At 46.5% G+C, this 19,876-nt stretch carries 1 protein-coding gene; it reads right to left on the bottom strand.

Annotation, left to right across the window (positions count from 1 at the left end; translation table 11 throughout):
* Positions 1–90: 90 nt before the first annotated feature.
* Positions 91–19,809: a beta strand repeat-containing protein gene (locus V7R55_RS17200; RefSeq protein WP_334060478.1), complete on the bottom strand. Its 19,719-nt coding sequence runs from the start codon at positions 19,807–19,809 to the stop codon at positions 91–93.
* Positions 19,810–19,876: the final 67 nt, after the last annotated feature.

Raw genomic sequence — 19,876 nt, 5'->3', positions numbered from 1 at the left:
ATTAAGCCACTAAAATTTTATTTAAAATTCAATAAGCTGAAAATAATGTTGGGTGTCGCCACCCAACATTTGTATAAAAACCAGACACCATTATCGAATCAAGTAATCGTCATATTGCGTAAACTGCATATCACTATCCTCGAACTCTAACGCAAGTTCAGCAATTATTGCCTGCTTTTCATCGTTGGCATTAAGCGCTGCCGACTGCTCGCCTCTTTGTAAAGCGTAATTCAGCGTCATCGCTTTGCTCGTACCTGCGCTATCCGTTGATAGTTGGGCGAAATCAAATTCAACATTATTACCAACTTCACCAGTTAAGGACAAACTGCTCTGGGTAGGCGTCTCTTGAGCATCTATTAAGTCAGGCACCACGGGTAAGGTTGAAACGATATCTTCTTTAACTTCGATAGATTCTACTTCAAGTTGAGTCAGCGTAACTTCACCAGTTGTTTCCAGCTCACTCGTTACTGCTGCTTGGCTTTCATCTTGCTCATCGTCAGACTCAATCGGATCTGACATCACAGGTAATGTGAACATAATGTCGTCATCGATCTGAATGACTTTCCCTACTGTTTCGAGCAGTGGGACTTCATCACCCGTAGCCGTTTCACCTAAGCCTACAGATACACCTTCATCTGGTTCTTCATCCGACTCGACGGGTTCTTCCACCACCGGCAGCGTTGAAACGATATCTTTTTTGCCTTCGATTGCTTTAGCGAACTCGAGACCAGCATCGTTTATATCCGCCGCGTTATCGCTTGGGTTAGATGAGACTTTTTCACTGTCATTCTCATCTGACTCAATAGGGTCTGATACTACCGGTAACGTTGACATCACGTCTTTGTCATAAGTTGGTAGTGTCACCTCTTGCGTGTTGTCGTTCTCGCCTGCTGCAACATCAACATCCAATGCCATTAAAGATGCAGATGCTCCAACTAACCGAACTGGGGTAGGCAATATCGACTTAACGTCATTTTCAGTTGTTTCGGGAATGGTTACCACATTTGGCAACGGCGTTGTCCTTGAACTATTGCCCAATTCATCAGCTGGGCTAATTAACTCTGGTATAGGCAGAATAGACAACATAGTATCTTGCGCTTCTTCTAGCAGGTTGTTAGCAATGTTTGTGACATTGTCATTCCCACGGAACCCCACTTGAATAGCATCTATGAGTAATTCACTGCCTGTATTAGCCTCTCCTGACGCTGCAACCCCACCGTCGTCAGCATAACTGCCATAGACAAATTGTCCGTTGACATCATAAGCGCCTGCGGTAACCACAAAGTAGTCGAATGTACTTTGAGTAGTGAAGCCCATTGATACTTCACCACTAGCGCTACCGGTAACCAAATATTCATCAACCAGGTTACCGCTTTCATCAAAGAACTGGACTCTGGCTTGTTCATCAAGATTACCTGATTCATTAGCATACAAATCAGTAAACATAATTTCGCCGCTCATCGCTGATGTATCTATATCGAACCGTATTCCCTCGGTACCGTCTAACTGCTGGAAGAAAGAGCCCGTTTGTGATGTGCGCCCAGATACACCTAAGTGTCCGAAAGCAACATCTTGCCCCTCAATACGCCAAGAGTCCCAACCAACGAAAGACATTGCTGACCATGCTTCATTTAGGTCGGCGGTATTCGATTTGTGCGCCAAAGTAATTCCTTCATCGGTCCAACCACTCTGCCAAGCATTTGGGTCGAAAAAATTATAGAAACCAGGAACATCACCAACACGTGTACCAACGTCTACATCATCTACAACACCCACATCATACGTGCCAGACGCAGTGACAAGCTGAACACTAACTTCGTACAGACCAAGGTCACCGTATTCATGTAGTAAAGCATTTGGATCGTTAAAGCTCTCAGACGTGCCATCTCCCCAATCTACTATCACTTCCAAGACAGTCTCATCACTAGATATTTGCAAATCAAGCTGCACTTCTTGGTCGCGAAGGGCAAATTCTTGAATAGAACCCGTTGCTGTAGGTTCGCTGGTTTCTTCATTTACCGTTATCGTGGTGCTGGCAGCAACAAACTCTCCATCTTCATCAGTAACAAGGAGTTCTATAGTCGGATTAGTAGTTGCCCCATCATAACTATGAACGTAATCCCCTGCTCCGCTGTAAACGGAGGTCGTTCCATCTCCCCAGTTAATGACGGCGTTTGAAATAGTATCGTCACCTGGGTCGACCACCTCGCCAAAGTTGATAGTAAACAGCGCATTAGCATCAACGCTTGCGTCCGATGAAACTGACGTAGTCGGCGCTACATTGTTGATGGTGACATCGACGGTGCCTGCGTCAAACGTGCCTTCGTCATTCACGATCTGCACATTAATAGTGGCAGTGCTGTCACCATCTGCGAATGTGTGGGTCACATCACCTAGCTCAGTAACCGACTGCACCGGTGAACCGTCACCCCAATCAATGAGATATTCGGAGACCGGGTCATCACCGGGCTCTACCAAGTCAGCTAACGTTAGGGTGTACACACTGCCCTCGTCTGTCTCACTAGCGCCACTTACAGTGATGGATGGAGCGACGTCATTCACTGCAACGCCAAGGCTTGCTGCTGTATAGGTGCCGTCTTCATCGGTTACTATTAAGCTAATAACTGGCGAGCTATCACCATCACCATAGGTATGGCTGTAATCACCCGCTCCAGCGTAGGCTGTGGTGGTACCATCCCCCCACTCAATAACCGCATTGGTCAACGTGTCATCGCCAGGGTCGAGTATATCGCCAAACGTGAATACGGCTTCGCTTCCTTCATTGACCTCGATAGGCCCAATTATACTACTCACAGGTGCTACATTGTTTACTGTGACATCGAAGGCCTCGGTATCAGACTCACCTGCATCATCGGTCACCGTAATTGATACAGTTTGCACGGATGCGCCATCGGCAAACACCTTCGATACATCAAAGCTGGTCGACGTTGTAGCAAAGGTCTCATCAACGTTACCGTCATTATCCCAGTCAATATCTACTGTATAGCCTGCTGCTCCATTATCCTCACCGTCAGTGAAGTTAATAGTGCGAGTAAAGGTATCACCTTCATCAATTACTGCATTTGCCTGTGAAACTACATTAATGGTATCCGCTGGCGCACTCACACTCACTGCCTGAGTTGCGACATCGCTAAAGGTACCGTCTTCATCTTCCAAGCTGACGCTGATAGTAAAGTCACCCACTGTGGTATAAGTATGCGACACATCGCCCACACTGGTGTAGGTTGCTGTTGTGCCATCCCCCCAGTTCACGGTAATGCCATTTGCAACAATGGTGTCGTCGCCCGGGTCGATTATTGCCCCTAGGTTCAGGGTATACGCGGTGTTTTGAATACTGGTCAACGCACCTGTTAATGCCAACGTTGGCGCTACATTGTTGATGGTGACATCGACAGTGCCTGCGTCAAACGTGCCTTCATCATTCACGATCTGCACATTAATAGTGGCACTACTGTCACCATCTGCGAATGTGTGGGTCACATCACCTAGCTCAGTAACCGACTGCACTGTAGAACCATCACCCCAGTCAATGAGATATTCGGAGACCGGGTCATCACCGGGTTCTACCAAGTCAGCTAACGTTAGGGTGTACACACTGCCCTCGTCTGTCTCACTAGCGCCACTTACAGTGATGGATGGAGCGACGTCGTTCACTGCAACGCCAAGGCTTGCCGCCGTATAGGTGCCGTCTTCATCGGTTACTATTAAGCTAATAACTGGCGAGCTATCGCCATCAGCATAGGTATGGCTGTAATCACCCGCTCCTGTGTAGGCTGTGGTGGTGCCATCGCCCCACTCTATAACCGCATTGGTTACCGTATCATCGCCAGGGTCAAGGATATCGCTAAACGTGAATATGGCTTCACTTCCTTCATTGACCTCGATAGGTCCGCTTATACTACTCACAGGTGCTACATTATTTACTGTGACATCGAAGGCCTCGGTATCAGACTCACCTGCATCATCGGTCACCGTAATTGATACAGTTTGCACGGATGCACCATCGGCAAACACCTTCGATACATCAAAGCTCGTCGATGTTGTAGCAAAGGTCTCATCAACGTTACCGTCATTATCCCAATCAATATCTACGGTATAGCCTGCAGCTCCATTATCCTCACCGTCAGTGAAGTTAATAGTACGAGTAAAAGTATCACCTTCATCAATTGCAGCATCAGCCTGTGCCGCTACATCAATCGTATCCGCTGGCGCACTCACACTTACGGCCTGAGTTGCGACATCGCTAAAGGTACCGTCTTCATCTTCCAAGCTGACGCTGATAGTAAAGTCACCCACTGTGGTATAGGTATGCGACACATCGCCCACACTGCTGTAGGTTTCTGTTGTGCCATCACCCCAGTTCACGGTAATGCCATTCGCAACAATAGTATCATCGCCCGGGTCGATTATTGCCCCTAGGTTCAGGGTATACGCGGTGTTTTGAATACTGGTCAACGCACCTGTTAATGCCAACGTTGGCGCTACGTTTTTAATGGTGACATCGACGGTGCCTGCGTCAAACGTGCCTTCATCATTCACGATCTGCACATTAATAGTGGCACTACTGTCACCATCTGCGAATGTGTGGGTCACATCACCTAGCTCAGTAACCGACTGCACTGTAGAACCATCACCCCAGTCAATGAGATATTCGGAGACCGGGTCATCACCGGGCTCTACCAAGTCAGCTAACGTTAGGGTGTACACACTGCCCTCGTCTGTCTCACTAGCGCCACTTACAGTGATGGATGGAGCTACATCTTCAATATCTACGATAAGAGTGGCTGCGACATGAGGATCAGCATCTTCGTCTGTAACTAAGAGTCTAATACTGCGTGTAGCATTTCCATCTGCAAATGTATGACTGTATTCTCCAGCACCGGTATAGGCTGTAGTTGTGCCGTCGCCCCAATCGATCACGGTATTGGCAATAGTATCATCACCTGGGTCGACGATATCACCGAAGGTGTAGGTCACCTCGCTGCCCTCATCAACGGAAGTCTGGCCTGTGATAATAGAAGACGGCGCCACGTTAAGAACATTGACAAATTGTGTACCCGCATTTTCAAAAGTACCGTCATCATTGACGACATCGACCGAAATATTAAAGCCGAAAGGGCCGTCACTGTAGACATGAGTCTGCGTACCAAATTCATTACCATTGACAGTTTCAACTGTACCGTCACCCCAATCAATAACGAACTCCTGAATTGGGTCATCACCCGGCTCAAACACACTTGCGGTAAGGCTATATACAGCCCCTTCGTTAACTGAACCTCCACCATGAAGATTAACGGTAGGTGCTACATCGCCCACAGTCACAGTAAACGTTTCTGTATCTGTTTGTCCGTTCACATCGTCAGATACGGTAACAGTGACATCATAAACGCCGTCATCGGCAAAATTATGAGCAATGTTAAAGTCTCGACTGAATATGGAAACGTTATTCTGAACAGTCCCGTCTCCCCAATCGATGGAGTAGGTCCAGCCATTACTATTCTGGTCTGTAGGGTCAGTAAACGAAATACCCTGAACGAAAGTAGCGCCCTCATTCGTAGTTGCATCAGAGATTGCCTGAACATCCAACACTTCGGCAGGTACACTGACTTGCACGTCTTTTGTTGAAACACCTTCGTATGTGCCATCTTCGTCGACAAGGTCTATAGAGATTTCGTAATCGCCGGGAGTGGCATAGACGTGGGTAACATCACCAGGACTGTTAAAGGTTTCAACGGTGCCGTCTCCCCAATCGACGATGAAATCTGTCACTGTGTCATCGCCAGGGTCGCTCGGGTTACCTAATCTTAGGGTATATACCTGGTCTTGTTCGACATCATTATTTCCAAACAAACCTATTGATGGGGCAACATTGCTGATAGTTGCTTGATACGTTTGTGTCTCTATTGCTTCGGCTGTACCTGATTGGTCGTCTACCGTAACCGTAACGGTGTAAACTCCATCGTCAAGATAGCGATGGCCGGTATTAAGCGTGCCTGAACTGGTTGTATATTGTGACGACTCACCGTCTCCCCAGTCCACATTCACCAGAAGTGTATCACCATCAGGATCGGTAAAGTTTATTGTGTGACTAAAACCAATTCCATACGACTCAGTTCCCGTATCGTCGGCACCTACGCTCATCCCTGGTGCGTCATTTACAGGTAATACAGTAATATTTGTTGTAGCGGGCTCAGCAAAGTTTGCCCCATCACTGCCCGCCCAAGTAAAGCTATCCAGCCCATTAAAATCTCGGTCACCCAGATAAACTAATACACCAGCTTGAAGCGCATTTATATCAAAGGTCTGTCCTGGCGTTATAGCTACATCATTAAGTGTAAGTACACCGCTGATGGGAAGTGTAATAAACGCAACTTCTTGAAGTGGCTCCCCTTCAGGGTCAACAAATGCGTTTAAAAACTCGTTAACATCTATAACAATACTCTCGTCTTCGCTTCCTTGAACAACAAAATCCGTGGTTTGAGGTACCTGATTACCGAAACGCTGCATAAAGACATCATAACCGTCGGTTCCCCCCATCCAAGATGTCCATGACGCGATAAACCCGCCATCGCTCAATGCTGCTAAGCTTGGTTCATACTGTGAACTACTAGTATTTTGATTTATCAACTGAGGAAGATCTATAAGGCGCCCACCTTGGTCAAACTCTTGCACAAACACGCCATCGCCACTTCCGTCATTGCCGGTAAAGGCAATAGCAAAACCACCTCCTGCAAGCGCAATAATGCTTGGATCATACTGTGAATATAAGTAGTCTTGATTTACCCTAAACTCTTCGCCTACTGCAATGGATTCGCCTGCAGCGTTAAACGTAAAGCGTTGTGCGTAAACGCCCGAGCTATATAAATCGGCCGTATTATCAGTCCAAGTAATAACAAAGTCTCCGTTAGCCAGCCCAGCAACTGCGCTTTGCGTCTGGCTTCCGCTTACCGATGTATTGACTTGGAATTCGCTTCCAACCGCATTGCCGTTGGCGTCGAATACCTGAGCAAAGATACCGGTACTGTTAGCATCAGGGCTTTGCCACGATACGACATAGCCACCATCTGGCAATGCCGTCGAGTTTGCTAATGAACTTATGTCAGCAGTGTCCTGATTGCTCGAAACCGTAGTGTTTACCAGCAATTCGCTGTCTAATGCTTGACCTGTAGCTGCGAAGCGCTGCATAGCAACACCCCACCCGCTGTTATCCCCCGTATCCGAGTCATATGTCTGCCATACCACAGCAAACTCACCGTTTGGTAAAACTGCAATCTGTGAAGAACTCTGTGTGCTGGACACCTCGGTATTCACGACAAACTCAGCGCCATTGTGCGGAGCTTGGTTAAACGGCGTGCCGTCATTATTAAAAATACGCCCAATGACTGAAGACCCTGAACCATCTTGCGAAGAGTCAGAAGAGGTCCATGTCATTACGAAAGTACCATTATTTAATGACTGCACGGTAATTTCGTTTTGCGTACTTGTGAGTGTTGTGTTCGCTACCTGATTAGCGCCAACTGGATTGTTTTCATTGTCATAGAGTTGAAAATGTACATCACCGCTTTCGCTGTCTTGCCAAGAGACAACATAGCCATCGAGCGCTCCGTTGCTGTCATAAAGTGCCGAAGTCTGCGATGCTGATTGTCCTCCCGTGGCATCTGTGTTTACGACTCTCTCTGGTTGTAGCGTCGGTAAATTGCCATCCAAGTTTTGAGAAATATTAACAACAATAGACTGCGCTATACTTGAACCGCCTGCACCATCAGTTAAGCGTACGCTAAAGGTACGCGTCGACTCTGGTGCATCAGAGATATTTCTGTAAGTGACGGCTTCGAGCAATGATTCTATGGCCTGTGCACTCGCACTAGCATTAAACGTAACCACTAGTGCAGTGTCATTGGTTCCGCTAGAGTCCAAGGTACCTATCACCGTGCCTTCATACAAAACGTCGCTACCAGACACAGCAATTTCGTTCGCACCAAAACCTTGGTTTTGAATCCCCAAGTTATCCTGAGGAAAGAAGGACTGACGTCCAAGCTGGTCGCCTTGCCCATAAGAAGAATTACGTGCAATCTCTAGCTGTCCATTTGTAAAATCGGTCGTATCGATATCCGCCACACCGGCACCAATAAACAACAGCTGGGGAGCAAAGTTAAGACTGGATTCACTAAACTCTATGGAGTTAGATGCAATTTCAACGACAGGCGCTTGACTAGTTTCAAACTGGCCATCACTACCAAACATGCGCATAAGAATGCCATAGCTGTTTGCTTGATCCGGTTCGGTGTTATAGCTCGTCCAGGTGACTGCTAAGCCCCCATTACTCAGTGCAGTAATGCTAGGTTCATCGTTTCCGTTAATATTGTTAGTTTCTGCGCGTTTTGGACCGTCGACAATATTGCCATCATTGTCAAACTGCTGAACAAAAATACTGTCAGGGTTGTTAGAATCTGAGTAACTTACGGCAAAACCACCACCGACTAAAGCAGTAACATCAGGCTCGTATTGTGCACCACTCGTCTGCTCGTTAACGCGCAGCAATTCTCCAACAGCTTGACCATTTGCATCAAATAGCTGAGCAAAAACGCCAGCGTTACTGGTATCGTTGTTGTCAGTATAAATCACAACAAAACCACCGTTTTCTAGCGCTGCCACTTTCGGCTGGTACTCGCTATCACTGGTATCGGCCACACTAATTGCACTTGAGAACGCACTACCATCGCTGTTGAAAATTCGAGCTTCTATATCAGAACCTGTGCGATAGGTAACGACTAGCTTTCCATTGGCCAACTCAGTGATATCCGGCTCGCTCTGAGTACCAGAGGTTGTGGCATTGGCAAGCGTTTCGTTTATAACGCGGTTTCCATTAGCGTCAAACGTGGTTAAAAAGGTACCGCTGTTGTCGCCTACACCGTTGCCGCTAAAAATGGCAGCAAACCCACCGTTAGCCATTGAAGTCAAGCGCACCTGTGACTGGGTGCTAGACAGCGTATCGTTGATAATAAAGTCGTCGCTTTGCTGCACGCCATTTAAGTCGAATAGGCGACCAAATATACCTGAGCTATCATCTTCCCCACGACCCTGCCAAGCAACCACAAACCCACCAGCCACGGCTGTTACACTCGGATATGTTTGCCCTTCTGGGGTATATTGATTAACAATAAACTCGTTACCTATTGGTGAGCCATTGGCATCAAAGCGCTGCCCCACAATACCACTACCCCAACCATCCTGATTTTGCGATTGCCAAACGACCACTAGCGAGCCATCTTCCAGTTCTGTCACTTCTGAATACTGCTGGTTGTTTTCTTGGAAAGTATTGACCTGAATTTCATCTCCCTGCGGCGACGCGCCATCAGCAACGGGTTCAACGACAAAGTTAATCGCATTGTTTGATGTGCTGTTGCCTTCGCCATCTGTTAGGCGCAGAGATATGGTTCGTTGAAGCGTAGGACCATCTGAAGAGTTCAGGTAGCTTAATGCTTGAAGTAAAGCGTTTATGCTAGCTTGATTTGCATTGGCATTAAAATCGATATGAAGTTCACTACCGTTAGCACCATCTTTGGTAATGCTGGCAAAAGCGGTACCTTCATAAGAAATAGTGCTTCCAGATACACTGATCTCCCCTAATCCGTTCCCCGAACTTAGTACAGAGAAGTTATCCTGTTCATTAGCACTGACAAATTGACCTTGTGCACCATAACCAGTAATCACAGTAACGGTTAGGCTACCACCGTTAAAGTCATTAGACTCAGCGCCGAATAAATCAGCACTAGGAATAAATGCTTCAGGGGTATCAGACTCGGTCGAGATGATTTCGTTAGGCAAACCAGCAATTTTAATTTGACCTGCACCATCAGAAAATTGACCGTCACTGCCAAAACCACGCCAGAACACTCCAAAGGAATTGTTTACCCCAGCTTCAACGTTATAACCGCTCCAAGCAGTAATGTAGCCACCGCTGGACAAGCCTAACACAACAGGCTCCCAATCGGTGCTGACGTTATTAATGTTGACCTGATTGTTACCGTCAATAGCGTTGCCGGCAGCATCAAATTCCTGGGTAAAAATGCCATCAGGTGAGGCACCTGAATAGTAACTTACAACAAACCCACCTGTGGCCAGTGCATCCACTTTAGATTGAGATTGACTGCCCAACGTCCCTTCATTCACCCGAATTTCATCGCCAATTACATTGCCACTTGAATCAAACAGCTGTGCAAATACACCTGAACCATTGCCGTCATTATTGACCGTATAAGAAACTACAAAGTTTCCATTAGACAGAGCCGTGATATCTGGCTCCCGCTCTGTCGTTACGGGGCGGTCAATAATAATTTCTGGCGCTAGTGTGGTTCCGTCTGCATTAACTAAACGAATGGTTATTTGATTACTACTTTCGTATGTAACAGCAAGTTGCCCGCTAGCCAATTCTGTGATCGAAGGATCAAACTGTGACCCACTCGTAGATTCATTGATTAAGAACTCTGCGCCTAACGGTGTACCATCTTCATTAAATAAGCGGCCAAATACCCCGCTGCTGTCGCCGACACCATTACCTTCCCAAACTGCTGCGAATCCACCGCTGCTCAGTTGAATAATTTGCGGGTCGTTTTGAGTGGAACTTGTGGTTTCGTTAATTACAAATTCACCACCAATTGGTTCACCAAATTCATCAAATCGCTGCGCAACGATACCGTAACCGCTGCCATCAACACCGCCAGTGTCCGACCAAGCCACCACAAATCCATTGCCGTTAGCCGCTACTGATGGCAATGACTGTGAACTTAACGTGCTGGTATTAATAGCAATTTCATTGCCAATAGGCGCACCGTTTTCACTATACCTCTGAGCGAAGATACCTTGGCCATTTCCATCTTGACTGGCATCAGACGTCCAGACCATTACAAATCCGCCACTTGCCATTTCAGCAAGCGCTGGCGTGGTTTGATTGCCCAACTCGAAACTGTTTGCCTGTATGTCGCCAGTCTGTGGTGAGGAACCGTTAGCTACTTCCGTAATGTTTAGCGTAACAATCTGATTTGCGCTAGAACCTCCATCACCGTCGGTCAAACGCAACGCGACTTCTCGACTGGCCTGTGGAGAGGTAGAAAGGTTGGAGTAACCGATTGACTGCATTAACGCGTTTACAGCTTCTAACGTTGCATTTGCATTTAAAGCGATGTGTAGACCATTCCCCGCTTGCCCATTTTGTGTAATGGTGCCTATTGCGGCGCCCTCATAGCTCACCGTACTTCCTGAAACCCCAATCTGTCCCTGTCCGACACCTTGATTATCGATGGTAAAGTTGTCATCAGCAAACTCTTGGTCTGTATTCACGATATCCCGATACCCACCCACAATATCGATTGTTAAAAGGCCACCATCAAAATCCGCCGAATCGCTATCAAGAACATCAACATTGCTGAAAATAAACTCAGCATTGGTACTTTCAGTAATCGTGATTTCTGCTGGAATATTTTCAATCTCTGGGCCTTCGCTATTACTGAAATCACTAGCAATGCCAACTAGCTGTTGCCCTATTTCATAGGTGCTATTAGCAGGTGATGTAAGATTATATCCAGACCAAATAACTGCAGCGCTCTGATTTCCAACGCTCACAATGGTAGATTGGTGGTCTGTACTCGGCCCCGAGCCAGCTAAAACTGGCCCATCCACTTTTGTAGGGGTAGTACCTGAAGCTTCAAATTCTTGGACGTACACGCCCGCACTCGCCCCCCAAGTAACGGCGAAATTACCATTATTCAATGAAGCTATTTGAATACCATCGTTAGAACTCCAGCTTGTTTCGCTGGTGTTAACAATAAACTCATCTCCTATAAAGTTGCCGTTTGCATCGATGCGTTGACCGCGGAACCCCCAAAAATCTTTCGCAAACTCATCAATATAGTGCCCCCAAACGAGTACGAAAGTGCCGTCATCAAGCGCGGTCACTGCAGGTTGGTTCCATACATTACCCTCTGACGTATTTACTTTGAATTCAGAAACGATCTCTGTTCCATCTGCAGGATTAAAAATACGCGCAAATACATCGTCACCTGAGTTGCTCTTCCACGTTGCTACCACAGCACTTGCTGAGGCTGCTATGTCGGCATTGCTTTGAGAACCCGAAGTTGACGTGTTCGCTAATAATTCAGCAGTTGTTGTAACACCAGCATTATCAAAAAAGCGCATAGCAATACCAATACCGCTTGTATCGCCTGTGGCACTATCGTAAGTATCGAACGCTACGACGAAGCCACCATCAGCAAGCGCAGAAACAGAAGGTGTACCTTGTATACTGGATAGGTTTTCATTAACAATAAATTGATTGCCAAGAGCTTGGCCAGAAGCGTCAAAGCGCTGGGCATAAACATTTATATCGCTGTTGGACTCGCTGGTAACGCCCTCCCAAACCACGACAAAAGCCCCATCACTGAGTCCTGCGACGTCAGCGTTGGTTTGATTGCCGAAGTTTTCCGTGTTAACCACGAACTGGTTACCAACTGCTTGTCCATTTTCATCAAAGATTTGTGCAAATATTCCATTGGAACTGCCATCAAGACTGTTTTCGCCAGTCCAGGTAACCACATACCCCCCACCCGATAACTCGCTGGCAGATGGTATAGTCTGGTTACCAGCAGTCACTTGGTTAATTAGAGTCGACACACCAACAAGGTCAAAGTCATTTACAGACTGCTCAAAATTAAGGTTGTAATCTATATTCGTTGAGGTGCTGTTAGCACTGTCGTATACATAGAGCCTAACACTTCTGGTGTTAAGGGCGCCTGAATCGCTGCTATAGCCCAGTGCTTCAATTAAAGCTTCAACTGCTTCATCGGTAACGCCAGTCGTAAAATCAATACGCAGGTCATTGCCCGCTTCTCCATTCTCGGAAGAATCAATTGAGGCAAACGCAGTACCTTCATACGAAATAGTAGAGCCGCTCACACTTATTTGGCCATTACCCGTTCCTATGTCAGCCACGCCTAGGGTATCTTCGAATGTCTCGTTGTTTGAAATATAACGTAAAGTCAAATACCCACCGTCTAGACTATTTGAACCGGTGTATTCAAAATTGATGTTGCTGTCTAATAACGCCAGCTGACCTACTACGTCCGACTCGTTGAAAGTTACATCTCTGTCAAAGTCTTCCATTAAAAAGGCAGGAGTTGACACCGATGAACGTATATCAATAAGAATGGCATTTCCTTGGGTAGCTGCACCACTGCCGTCGGTCACGCGAATTGAGATTGTTTCATCATTTTCTACGTTATTTTGAGAGGCATAGGTAAGGTGTTCTATCAGTGCATCAATTGCTAATGTTGTGGCATTAGCGTTGAAAGTGACAGATAAACCATTGCCGTTTGCACCATTTTCACCACTCGAAATTTGCCCGATCACCGTGTCTTCAAAACTAACATCAACTCCGCTAACAGAGATTTGGCCAAGTCCCGTGCCGCTTGTATCTATGGCAAGCAGGTCATCAGCATCGCTTTGGGTAAGGTAGAACACCTCTAACATACCGCCGTCAAAATCATCGCTAATGTGAGTAAAATCCACGTCCGCATCAATTCTCACAGGCGTTGATGCCACTGAATTTACAATTTGCCGCGTATCGGTCAAGTCATCTAGTTTAGGTAGCGTAGTACGGTTGAAGTCGCTAGGGTTGCCAAAAATGTTTTGAAATACGCCCCAGCTGCTATCATCTGGTTCTAAAGAGAAGTCAGCCCAAACTGCAATAAAGTTGTTTGACGACCCTAGGCCAGTGAGAGAAATTTTATCAACACTGGACCCTGAGGTACTGCTTGCTATCACCTCGCCATCAATGGGAACACCATTACTGTCAAACTCGCGAATAAATGCGCCGTCGTTATCCCCTACACCATTGCCCGTCCAGCCAACGACAAAGTTCCCATTAGGTAAAATCGCGACACTAGGTTCTGTTTGATTTCCTGTCAGCGTTTCATTTACCTGAATGAGATCGCCGCTAACGGTTCCGTCAGCATTATAAAGCTGGGCAAAAACACCATCGCTACTGCCATCTGTACTTTGAAATACAACGACAAAGCTGCCATCTGAGAAAGCCGCAACCTGATTATTTTGTTGTGAACCGTCGATTAACAAGTCTATTTCGCTACCAATCGCATTGCCATTGTTATCAAAACGCTGCATTACTATGTCGCTACTGTCTCCCCCTGCTTGCGTAGTGGAATACCAAGAGACAACAAAGCCACCGCTAAAGCTGCTAATAGACGAGTTGTATTGTGTGCTGGAAGTCGTAGTATTTGCCGTAAATGATGCGCCTGCGGGGGTACCATCTGCATTGAAAATGCGCACCGAAATCCCCCAACCGGAAGCATCGGCGCCGCCGTCGGTCCAGGTTGTTGCAAACTTTCCATCTGACAAAGCGACCACGTCCACTAATGTCTCTGTGTTGTCTGAGCCATCTCGCAACAAAAACTCTGAGCCCAAAGGTGAGCCATCAGACGCATACCGCTGTGCAAACACACCGCTGCTATCCGAAATACCATTTCCTTCCCAAGTGATAACAAAAGAGTTATCGCTTAAAACAGTCACAGCCGGAGCTGATTGAGCGCTTGCTGTAGTTGTATTGACTAAGAATTCGTTTCCTACAGATAACCCATTGGCATCAAAGCGCTGAGCGTAGACGCCCCAACTACTGTCATCCTGGCCGGATGATTGCCAGGTGACCACATAACTTCCGTCAGAAAAGCTCGCCACATCAGGGCTGTATTGCCCCCCAGCTGTAAATGTATTGACTAAATCTGGCCCAAAGACAGACTCAGTGCCATCGGTGTCGGGTGAAACATTTACGATAATAGTTTGATTGCCTGTACTGCCTCCATCACCATCTTCCACATTAAGAGAAAGAGTTCGCTGTGCGTTAGGCGCTTCTGATGTATTGGCATACGTCAAGTTTTGGACGAGCGCCTCAATGGCTTCTGCTGATGCAGCGCTATTTAATTCTATGCGCAGCTGAGTGCCATTTTGGCCATCGTTAACGATAGTTCCGATAACGGTACCGCTGTAAGATACCGTTGAACCCGACAACCCAATTTGACTTGGCCCGTTGCCCTGATTATTAACGCCTAATTGATCTTCTTCTCCACCAAACTGGATATACCCAAGGGTAACAACACCACCGTCAAAATCGCTCGAGTCGCCGTCTTGAAGGGACACAGCAGCGTCTAAAATTTGAGGTGCATTATTTACAGCGTTTTCAGCGAATGTTACTTCATTGGCGAAACCTGAAAGCGTAGGATTCTGATTGGTCGATTGGCTTCCAAAAAACGACTGAAAAACGCCATAACTATTGCCATCGGCGCTGCTTTGATCGTGGTAAGTGATGACATAATCGCCGTTACTCAGCGAGGTAACACTGGGGCGAGCTTGTGTACCGGACTGTTGCCCTATATTGACTAACTGGTCTCCATCTAAGGGCTGCCCATCTGATGAAAATTCGCGCCGAAATATGTCAGCACTATTAGCTGAATACCAAGTGATGACAAAATTACCGTTTGGTAGATGATCAATGCTTGGGCTGTTTTGACCAGAAGCTGGATTTTCATTTACAACGAACGTTTGACCCAGTGAACTACCCGAAGCGTCATAACGTTGCGCTAAAATCGCGCTACCACTGCCATCCGACAGATTTGTCGTATCCTCCCATACCACAACAAAGCTGCCATCAGTGGCATAAGAAACCTTTGGCGTAGCCTGATTGCCCGCCGACAAATTGGTTACCTCAATTTCTGAGCCTAACGGTGTACCGTCGTTAGCAAATTGCTGAACAATAATTTCGTTTGACGTACTGCCATTGTGATTATCGGAATACCAGGTAATTGCAAATCCTGTAGATGACGCATCAATACTGGGGGAATACTGGGTTCCGTTAGTCGTAGTATTAGCAATTAATTCGTTTGTAACGGCAGTCCCATCACTTTGAAATATTCGATACGATATTCCCCATGAGCTGCCGTCGCCACCAGACGAGGGCCACGTTACAGCAAAGTTACCATCAGACAGTCGTACCACGTCAGGATATTCTTGTGAGCTAGATGCAAAGTCATTAACTTGAAACTCATCACCCAATGCCAAGCCATTTGCGTCGAAGAGCCTGGCTTTAATGTCGACACTATCGTTTGTTCCATGCCCCTGCCAAACCACCACATATGAACCATCAGCAAAGGTGGTGACTTTAGGATCATTATCTGATTGACCTGCGGTTACGGCTGATTCTTGACTTACAAGAAATTCTGTCCCTAAAGCATTGCCGTCGGCACTAAAGCGCTGACCGTGAATACTATAGACACTATTGTTATTTTCTTGCCCTTCACTTTGCCACACTACGACATAGCTGCCATCATCAAAAGCAGCAACATCCGACTTATGTTGAACTCCCCCGGTAAATGTATTGACTAGAGAGGAGGTAAAAGCAGTGACTGTCGAGTCAATTTCAGCGCTAATATTGACAGTAAAGTTAATATTTTCGCTCGATGCACCATCGGCATCGGTAAGCCGCAGGCTAATGCTGCGTGATTCTTCGGGGCTATTAGAGGTATTTCGGTACCCGGTTGCTTCAACTACGCCCTCAACGGCTTCCGTTGTCGCATTGGCATTGAAAACAATGACTAGTTGACTACCATTTTGCCCATCACTAACGAGCGAACCAATCTGAGTGCCCTCATAAAATACAGAGCTTCCTGAAACGCTCACTTGTCCTGCAGCATTCCCTTGGTTAAGTAGTCCCAACTGATCGTCGCTAGAACTTCCAACATTATAACCTACGGTGAGTGTCCCGCCGTCAAAGCCTACATCTGACACATCAGCTACTGATACACCAAGCTCCAAAGGCACAAGCCCCGCATTAACCAGTGCCTCATCAAAGTTATAGCTAGAAGCGAAGCCCGTTATCTCTGGCCCGATTGCGTCGGCAAAAGAGCCAAAACGATTAAGGCTGATATCAGTGCTATTGAATCCGGTGCCGCTTTGTTCAAATGCGATGAAGTAGTTGTTGCCCGAACCAATGACAACAGGATTATCAACCGATGTATTTATATTTGATTCAACCCGTAACTCACTGTCTATAGGCACTAAATCAGAAGTAAACTCGCGGCGCATAATGCTGCCTAAATTCGCATCGTGCCACGTGAATACGTAATTGCCATTATCAAGTTGAGCGATGTCAGGGCGGTATTGAGTGCTTGAGTTATTTTCATTAATAACGATTTGTGCCGTAAGTGCACTATGAGAGGCATCAAATTTTTGAGCGACAATACCATATCCACTGCCGTCTGCGTTCCCAGATAGGTCTACCCACGTAAGTACATAGCTTCCATCGGCTGATGCATTCACTTCGACGCTGAGCTGATCTCCAGCCTGACCCAACGTAATATCAAGTTCTGCACTGGCAAAGGTACCATCATTGTTTACCGCACGAGCAACGACATCACTCGAACTTCCGCCAGCCTGTGTACTTGAGTACCAGCCCACAATATATCCACCATCATACGAATCGACAGAAGGTGCATATTGCGTACTAGTAGTAGTGTTATTAACGACAATTTCATCTGTAACGGGAGCCCCATTGGAATCGAAAATTCTTGTTACGATGGACCACCCACTACCGTCGGCACCCGCACTTTGCCATGTTACCGCGACATTGCCGTTTGACAGGCGGGTAATCTGACTGTCAGATTGCGTGCTTGACGTATATTGGTTTACCTGGAAATCATCGGTGGCTGGAGTACCATCAGCGTTGAAGATTCTTCCGTAAATGCCTGAACCGTCTTGCCCAACCTCTCCAGCGCCATCCCAGGTAACCATAAAACTACCGTCCGAAAAAGTGGTGACATCAGCATGCTGCTGCGTTGAGTCACTGGGCAAAAAGTCGGACTGGTTTATTTGTAGCTCTAACCCTACAGGCTCCCCACTAGCACTAAAGCGCTGAGCGTGTATTCCATAATTATTAGTATCGTTTTGTGAATAGCTATCCCAAACAACGATGAAACTGCCATCGTCGAACTCGCTGATAGAAGGACCGGACTGTACTGAGTTTGTATAAGTGTTTACCCTTTCTGTTGTGCCAACTGACGCAATTGAATCATTAGTTTGTTCGACGATGATTTCTGTTACTACATTGCTACTTGTGTTGCCCGTACCATCGTCGAGTCGAATAGAGATCGTACGCGTTGCTTGAGGGCTTTGTGAACTGTTGGCGTATTGAACGTTTTCCAGCAGTGCTTCTATCGATTCTACATTTGCATTGCTGGTTAAATTGACAAGTAGGTTGCTGCCGCTGTCGCCATTCTCAACGATGGTACCTATCACATTTCCTTCATAGGTGATCTGATTACCAGACACACCAATCTGCGAAGAGCCAGTCCCCTGATTGCGTATCGATAGTGAATCTTCGCTGCTACCTCCCACCACATAAGCAATAGAAAGTTCGCCTCCATCATAGTTTGCGGTGTCTGTGTCTACCACTGCAACCGCAATATCAATAATTTGTGGGGCTGCATTCACTACGTTCTCATCGAAAACAATTTGATCAACCATACCAACAATTTCTGGTGGGATATTTAAAACAGAAGTATTCGTTGTCGAGAAAACACGCTGCACAATACCTGCTTGTGCACCATCATCAGTGGTAAAACTGTCTGAGTCCCATGTAATAACAAATTCACCGTTTGAAAGTGCGGTGATATCGGGGGTGTATTGGCTTCCATTAGAATTCGACGCTGTAGTTGCGAGGGTTTCGATACCAATCGGCGTGCCATCTTGCGCAAATTGTTGATATACGACACCCGATACAAAGCTGCCGTCTAACGTAGTTCGACCGTCCCAAGTCACTACAAAAGTATCGTCATCGAGCACAGCGACATCGGGCCTGTTCTGCGAACTACTCGTTGTTGTATTTACAAGAAACACTCCAGATGCGTTGGTTCCATCAGCATTAAATAGTTGTGCGTAAATTCCGTCACCTGAACCATCAAAACCACTGACTTCCTCCCAGACAACGACAAAATCACCATTACTGAAGTATTCGATTTTTGGGTTATCTTGATCCCCGCCCACCTGTAAGCCAACTTGAGTAATTGCGCCTTTTTCACTCAGGTCATTGTTAAACTGCTGGAACCTTACTGCTTCATCTCCGTAATAAGGGTACCAAGTAGCCGCAAACCCTCCTGCATGAGCACTTATATCTAAATAATAATTAGTAGTGTCGCCCTGTACGGTAATTGCCTGCTCTGTTGAGACTGCAGTTAGTGAGCTATCGAACGCTCGAAAAACAAGCTCAGCGTTATTACTGTTGTCACTGCGCCATCCGATTACTATATTTCCGTTATCTAGCGTAGCAATATCGGGGTAATCTTGCGTTGAAGAGGTGACTTCATTTATTAATATATTGCCAGTCGTGGGCTCACCAGATGCGTTAAAATGTCGAGCAAAAATTCCAGCTCCGTCCCCCTCACCAGCGCCATGCCAAGTCACCACAAAACTACCATCAGCCAGTGTAGTCACCTTGGGATTTTGCTGATTACTATATGAGTTAGACGGAACATTCACTTGAAACTCATGCCCTATTGGTGTGCCATTCGCGTTAAACCGCTGGGCATAAATACCATATGAATTTGCGACATCTCGTGTTGAATGCCAGACGGTAATATAGCTGCCGTCAGCAAACGCTGCGGTATGATTGGCACCTATACTGTTGTTGATAATAGAGTTGACTAAACGTTCGTTGCTGATAGGAGTTGCCATAACTTTTGTCCTTAAATATTGAAATGACGTGTAATTTGATTAGTAACCCACCACCAACAACGAGCAG

It is taken from the genome of Alteromonas sp. S005, assembly GCF_036864475.1.
GTDB lineage: Bacteria > Pseudomonadota > Gammaproteobacteria > Enterobacterales > Alteromonadaceae > Alteromonas.
Note: the sequence above shows the minus strand (reverse complement) of the source record. Positions and strands in the feature narration are given on the sequence as shown.

Bases quoted from the DNA above. Each gene is read 5' to 3' on its own strand.
- V7R55_RS17200 (WP_334060478.1), bottom strand. From the start codon at position 19,809: ATGGCAACTCCTATCAGCAACGAACGTTTAGTCAACTCTATTATCAAC.